Source organism: Achromobacter semiaridum (genome assembly GCF_053543755.1).
The window spans coordinates 24,919-30,324 of the sequence record NZ_JBLVOL010000054.1 but is presented as its reverse complement, the minus strand read 5'-3'; the positions used below and the strand labels follow the sequence as shown (position 1 = coordinate 30,324).

At 65.1% G+C, this 5,406-nt stretch carries 4 protein-coding genes; 3 read left to right on the top strand and 1 reads right to left on the bottom strand.

From position 1 onward, the window contains the following. Nucleotides 1-206: 206 nt before the first annotated feature. Nucleotides 207-809, bottom strand: coding sequence for a phosphoribosylglycinamide formyltransferase (gene purN, locus ACNPP0_RS15880; protein WP_448706425.1), 603 nt, complete (start codon nucleotides 807-809; stop codon nucleotides 207-209). Between the two features lie 226 nt (nucleotides 810-1,035). On the opposite strand from purN, the gene ACNPP0_RS15875 reads away from it, so the two are divergent. From ACNPP0_RS15875 to lspA, 3 genes are read left to right on the top strand one after another with little or no spacing between them, the layout of a single operon-like run. Beyond that, nucleotides 1,036-2,001, top strand: a complete 966-nt coding sequence (locus ACNPP0_RS15875) for a bifunctional riboflavin kinase/FAD synthetase (RefSeq protein WP_319305278.1) — start codon at nucleotides 1,036-1,038, stop codon at nucleotides 1,999-2,001. Then, nucleotides 1,991-4,852, top strand: coding sequence for an isoleucine--tRNA ligase (gene ileS / locus ACNPP0_RS15870; protein WP_448706424.1), 2,862 nt, complete (start codon nucleotides 1,991-1,993; stop codon nucleotides 4,850-4,852). The genes ACNPP0_RS15875 and ileS overlap by 11 nt, the downstream gene beginning before the upstream one ends. A gap of 2 nt (nucleotides 4,853-4,854) precedes the next feature. Further along, nucleotides 4,855-5,388 (top strand): signal peptidase II, encoded by a 534-nt coding sequence (gene lspA, locus ACNPP0_RS15865; RefSeq protein ID WP_448706423.1) that lies wholly within the window; start codon nucleotides 4,855-4,857, stop codon nucleotides 5,386-5,388. Nucleotides 5,389-5,406 lie beyond the last annotated feature (18 nt).

The window sequence follows — 5,406 nt, the reverse complement described above, 5'->3', positions numbered from 1 at the left end:
CATCGCGCCCACGCTCGGTACGCTGCTCGCGGGCCGGCGCCTCGCGGGCTTCGCCCTTGGGACGCGAGAAAAAGGACCGACCGTCGCGCCCTTCGGAAGCGGCCCTCGGGGAGCCTGCCGGACGAGAACGCGGAGATTGGGGTTTAGTCATGGTGTGTTCCAGTGGGGCGAAGGAGTTCCGCCCGGTAAATGCGATTCGGGGCCGCTCAGGCGGCCGGCGACCAGGTGAAAAGGCGTGCGGGATCCCCCTGCACGTCCACTCGATGGTCGGTTGTCAGGGTAACCCGGCCTTCCGCCAACCAACGCACGGCAGCCGGAAAAGCCTGATGTTCCACTGCCACTACGCGGTTGGCAAGCAGGTCGGGCGTATCACCGGCCAGAACCGGCACACAGCCCTGCGCAATGATCGGGCCGTGGTCCAGGACCGGAGTCACGAAATGCACGGTGCAGCCGTGCACGCGCACGCCCGTCGCCAGCGCTTGGGCGTGAGTATGCAGGCCGGGAAACGCCGGAAGCAACGACGGGTGAATATTGACCAGCCGCCCGGCGTAATGGTTGACGAAACCCGGCGTCAGCACGCGCATGAAGCCGGCCAGGATGACGTAATCGGGCGCATAGCGGTCGATTTCCGCGGCCAGCGCGGCATCGAAAGCATCCCGGCTGGCGTAGTCCTTGTGATACAGGGCCGCGGTGGGAATGCCCTGGGCAGCCGCCCACTCCAGGCCGCCCGCGTCAGGACGGCTGGCGATGACGGCGGCGATGTCAGCTGGCCAGCCCTCATTTCGGCAGGCCTCGGCCAGCGCCTGCATGTTGCTGCCCCGCCCTGAAATCAGGATGACAAGGCGGCGCTTAGAAAGTTGTGTTTCCGGCAAGATAAAGAATCCAATGATGACCCCCAACGCGCCCGGCTGGGACGCGGTTCGCTTGGCGCAACGGGCTTGTCCGCCCTCTTCCCGCGCCATGAAAACCGGTCGGCGCGTGAACGATTGGGGGGATTGGAACAAACCCGGAATCCAAAATTGTAAACTCTCGCTCGTGAAACCATCGCTGCGTATCTACCGATCCCTGCCTCCGCCCGACCGGCGCGCTCCTTGCGCGCTGACGATCGGCAATTTCGACGGCGTCCATCGCGGGCATCAAGCCATGCTGGCGCGCGTCTGCGAAGCCGCCCGCGAGCGCGGGCTTACCCCTTCCGTGATGACGTTCGAACCGCATCCTCGGGAGTACTTCGCCACCCTGAACCAACGCCCCGAACTGGCGCCGACCCGGGTGTCCGGGTTGCGCGACAAGCTGTCGGCGCTGGCGCGTTACGGCGTTTCCCAAGTTGTGGTGCAGCGCTTCAACGCCAGACTGGCCGAGATGTCGGCCAACGCCTTCATTGAAAACCTGCTGGTGCAGGGCCTGCAAACCAAGTGGCTGCTGGTGGGCGAAGACTTCCGCTTTGGCCATAAACGCAGCGGCGACATCGACCTGCTGCGTGAAGCCGGCATGCACCACGGGTTCGAGGTGCAGACGCTGGCCGACGTAACCGACCAGCAAGGCCATCGCATTTCCAGTTCCGAAGTCCGCACGGCCTTGGCCGTGGGCGATCTGGACCGCGCCCGCCATCTGCTGGGGCATCCGTACCATATCAGCGGCCATGTCATCCACGGCCAGAAATTGGGCCGCACGCTGGGCTACCCCACGATGAACCTGCGCGTGGCGGAACGCTGCGCCGCGCGCTCGGGCATTTATGTGGTGCAGGTTTATGGCCTGGCCGACCGGCCGTTGCCCGCCGTGGCCAGCCTGGGCGTGCGCCCAACTGTTGAAGACCGTGGCCGGGTGCTACTTGAGTCACACCTGCTCGACGACACCATCAATGCTTACGGTAAACTCGTACGCGTCGAATTCCTGCACAAGCTGCGGGACGAAGAAAAATTTCCTGACCTCCCTTCCCTGACTGCCGCCATCGCCGAAGACGCGCGAAACGCGCGCGCCTATTTTGCCGTTCATGGACTATAAAAAGACCCTCAACCTGCCCGATACCCCCTTCCCCATGCGGGGCGACCTTGCCAAGCGCGAGCCCGCCTGGATTTCGCAGTGGGAGGAAAACCACGTCTACCAGGCGATCCGTGCGGCCCGCCGCGGCCGGCCGCGCTTCGTGCTGCACGACGGCCCGCCCTATGCGAACGGCGACATTCACATCGGCCACGCGGTCAACAAGATCCTGAAGGACATCATCGTCAAGAGCCGCAACATGGCCGGCTACGACGCGCACTATGTGCCTGGCTGGGATTGCCACGGCATGCCGATCGAAATCCAGATCGAAAAGAAATACGGCAAGCACCTGCCCGTGGCCGAAGTGCAGTCGAAGGCTCGCGCCTACGCGCTTGAGCAGATCGACCGCCAGCGCAAGGATTTCAAGCGTCTGGGCGTGCTGGGCGAATGGGATCGCCCGTACATGACGATGAACTTCAGCAATGAAGCCGACGAAATCCGTGCGTTGGGCCGCATCCTGGACAAGGGCTATGTGTTCCGTGGCCTGAAGCCCGTGAACTGGTGTTTTGACTGCGGTTCGGCACTGGCCGAAGCCGAAGTCGAATACGCCGACCGCGTCGACCCCGCCGTTGACGTGGCCTTCCCGTTCGCTGAACCGGCCAAGCTGGCGGCGGCTTTCGGGCTGGAATCGGTGGACAACGGCGCCATCGTCATCTGGACGACCACGCCCTGGACCATCCCGTCCAACCAGGCGCTGAACGTACATCCGGAACTCGAATACGCGCTGGTGCGCGTGTCGCCCGCGCCCAAGTTCGGCCCGCTGCTGCTGGTGGCTAAAGACCGCGTTGAAGCCTGCCTGAAATCGTGGAACCTGGAAGGCGAGATCATCGCGACGGCGCCCGGCGAAGCGCTGTCCGAAATCGAATTCCGCCATCCGTTGGCGCAGTTCAACCCGGCCTACGACCGCCGCGCCCCCGTCTACCTGGGCGACTACGTCACGGCCGACTCGGGCACGGGCGTCGTGCACTCGGCCCCGGCCTACGGTATTGAGGACTTTGTGTCGTGCAAGGCGCACGGCATGAAAGACACCGACTTCATCAGCCCCGTCATGGGCGACGGCAAGTACGTGGACAGCCTGGCGCTGTTCGGCGGCTTGTCCATCTGGGACGCCAACCCCAAGATTGTCGAGGCGCTGACCGAAGCGGGCGCGCTGATGCACGTCGAAAAGCACAAGCACAGCTACATGCACTGCTGGCGCCACAAGACGCCGATCATCTACCGCGCCACCAGCCAATGGTTCGCCGGCATGGACGTGGCCCCGAAAGACGGCGGCCCGACCTTGCGCGAATCGGCGCTGGCCGGCATCGACGCCACGGCCTTCTACCCGGCCTGGGGCCGCGCCCGCCTGCACGCCATGATCGCGAACCGCCCGGACTGGACGCTGTCGCGTCAGCGCCAGTGGGGCGTGCCGATGGCGTTCTTCGTGCACAAGGAAACCGGCGAACTGCATCCGCGCACGACCGAATTGCTGGAACAGGTGGCGCAGCGCGTCGAGCAAGGCGGCATTGAAGCCTGGCAAGCGCTTGAACCGCGCGACCTGCTTGGCGACGAAGCCGACCAATACGAAAAAAACCGCGACACACTTGATGTCTGGTTCGATTCCGGCAGCACGCACGCCACGGTGCTGGGCGGCAAGGACGGCGACTTCGCCGGCTCGCACGGCGCCGAACTGGGCTGGCCGGCCGACCTGTACCTGGAAGGTTCGGACCAGCATCGCGGCTGGTTTCACTCGTCGCTGCTGACCGGTTGCATGCTGTACGGCCAACCGCCCTACAAGGCGCTGCTGACGCACGGCTTCGTCGTGGACGGCCAGGGCCGCAAGATGAGCAAGTCGGTGGGCAACGTGATCGCCCCGCAAAAGGTATCGGATTCGCTGGGCGCGGAAATCCTGCGCTTGTGGGTGGCCTCCACCGACTATTCAGGCGAACTGTCCATTTCGGACGAAATCCTGAAGCGCGTGGTCGAAGGCTACCGCCGCATCCGCAACACGCTGCGTTTCCTGCTGGCCAACGTGGCCGACTTTGACGCCGTGTCGCAAGCCGTGCCCTACGGCGACCTGTTCGAAATCGACCGCTACGCGCTGACCATGACGGCGCAGATGCAGGCCGAAGTGCAGGCCAACTATGAACGCTACGACTTCCACCCGGCGGTCTCGCGCTTGCAGACGTTCTGCTCGGAAGACCTGGGCGCGTTCTACCTGGACATCCTGAAAGACCGCCTGTACACGTCGGCTCCGGGCAGCGTGGCGCGCCGCTCGGCCCAGACGGCGCTGCTGGACATCACCCAGACGCTGCTCAAGCTGATGGCCCCGGTTCTGTCCTTTACTGCCGAAGAGGCCTGGAAGGAACTGGTTGGCTCCGCCCTCAAGCATCAGGCCGACGCCGCGCGCACGACCATCTTCACCGAGGTCTACCACGCGTTGCCGCCGTTTGCCGACGCCGAAGCGCTGTCCGCCAAGTGGTCGCGCCTGCGCGCCATCCGTGCTGAAGTCCAGCGCAAGCTGGAAGAGGTGCGCACGGCGGGCGAGATCGGTTCGTCGTTGCAGGCCGAAGTGGACCTTTACGCCAACGGCGACGACCAGCAACTGCTGGCCAGCCTGGGCGACGACCTGCGCTTTGTGCTGATCGTGTCGCGCGCCACCGTGCACCCGGGCGACGGCGAAACTCGCATCGACGTCACGCCGTCGGCGCACAAGAAGTGCGAACGCTGCTGGCATTGGCGCCTGGACGTGGGCCAGGACGCGGATCATCCCGAGATCTGCGGCCGTTGCGTGTCGAACCTGTTCGGTTCGGGCGAAGCCCGCGACAAGGCATGAACATGGCCCGCCCCTCCGACACCGGAGCCTCGGGCGCCCCCGCCCCGCGCGCCGCGCCCGCGCGCGTGGGGGGCTGGCTGGCGCTGGCGCTGCTGATCATCGTGCTGGACCAACTGACCAAGGTGTACTTCAACACCTCGTTCCAGTATGGCGAACGCGTCAACGTGCTGCCGGTGTTCGACTTCACGCTGATGTACAACCGCGGCGCCGCGTTCAGCTTCCTGGCGTCCGAGGAAGGCTGGCAGCGCTGGTTGTTCACCGGCCTGGGCTGCGTGGCCGCCGTGGTCATCACGATCATCTTGCGCCGCACCCATGGGCAGCCGCGCTTCAGCCTGGCGCTGACGCTGATCCTGGGCGGCGCCATCGGCAACGTCATTGACCGCGTTGCCTATGGCCACGTGGTGGACTTTCTGCTGTTCTACTGGAACGAGTCCTACTTTCCGGCCTTCAACCTGGCCGACGTGGGAATCAGCTGCGGCGCCGTGCTGCTGGTGCTGGACGAGTTGCTCCGCGCCCGTAAAAAGCCTCAGGCCTGACGCCTTCGCGGCGGGGGG

Bases quoted from the DNA above. Each gene is read 5' to 3' on its own strand.
- purN (WP_448706425.1), bottom strand. From the start codon at position 809: ATGCAGGCGCTGGCCGAGGCCTGCCGAAATGAGGGCTGGCCAGCTGAC.
- lspA (WP_448706423.1), top strand. From the start codon at position 4,855: ATGGCCCGCCCCTCCGACACCGGAGCCTCGGGCGCCCCCGCCCCGCGC.
- ileS (WP_448706424.1), top strand. From the start codon at position 1,991: ATGGACTATAAAAAGACCCTCAACCTGCCCGATACCCCCTTCCCCATG.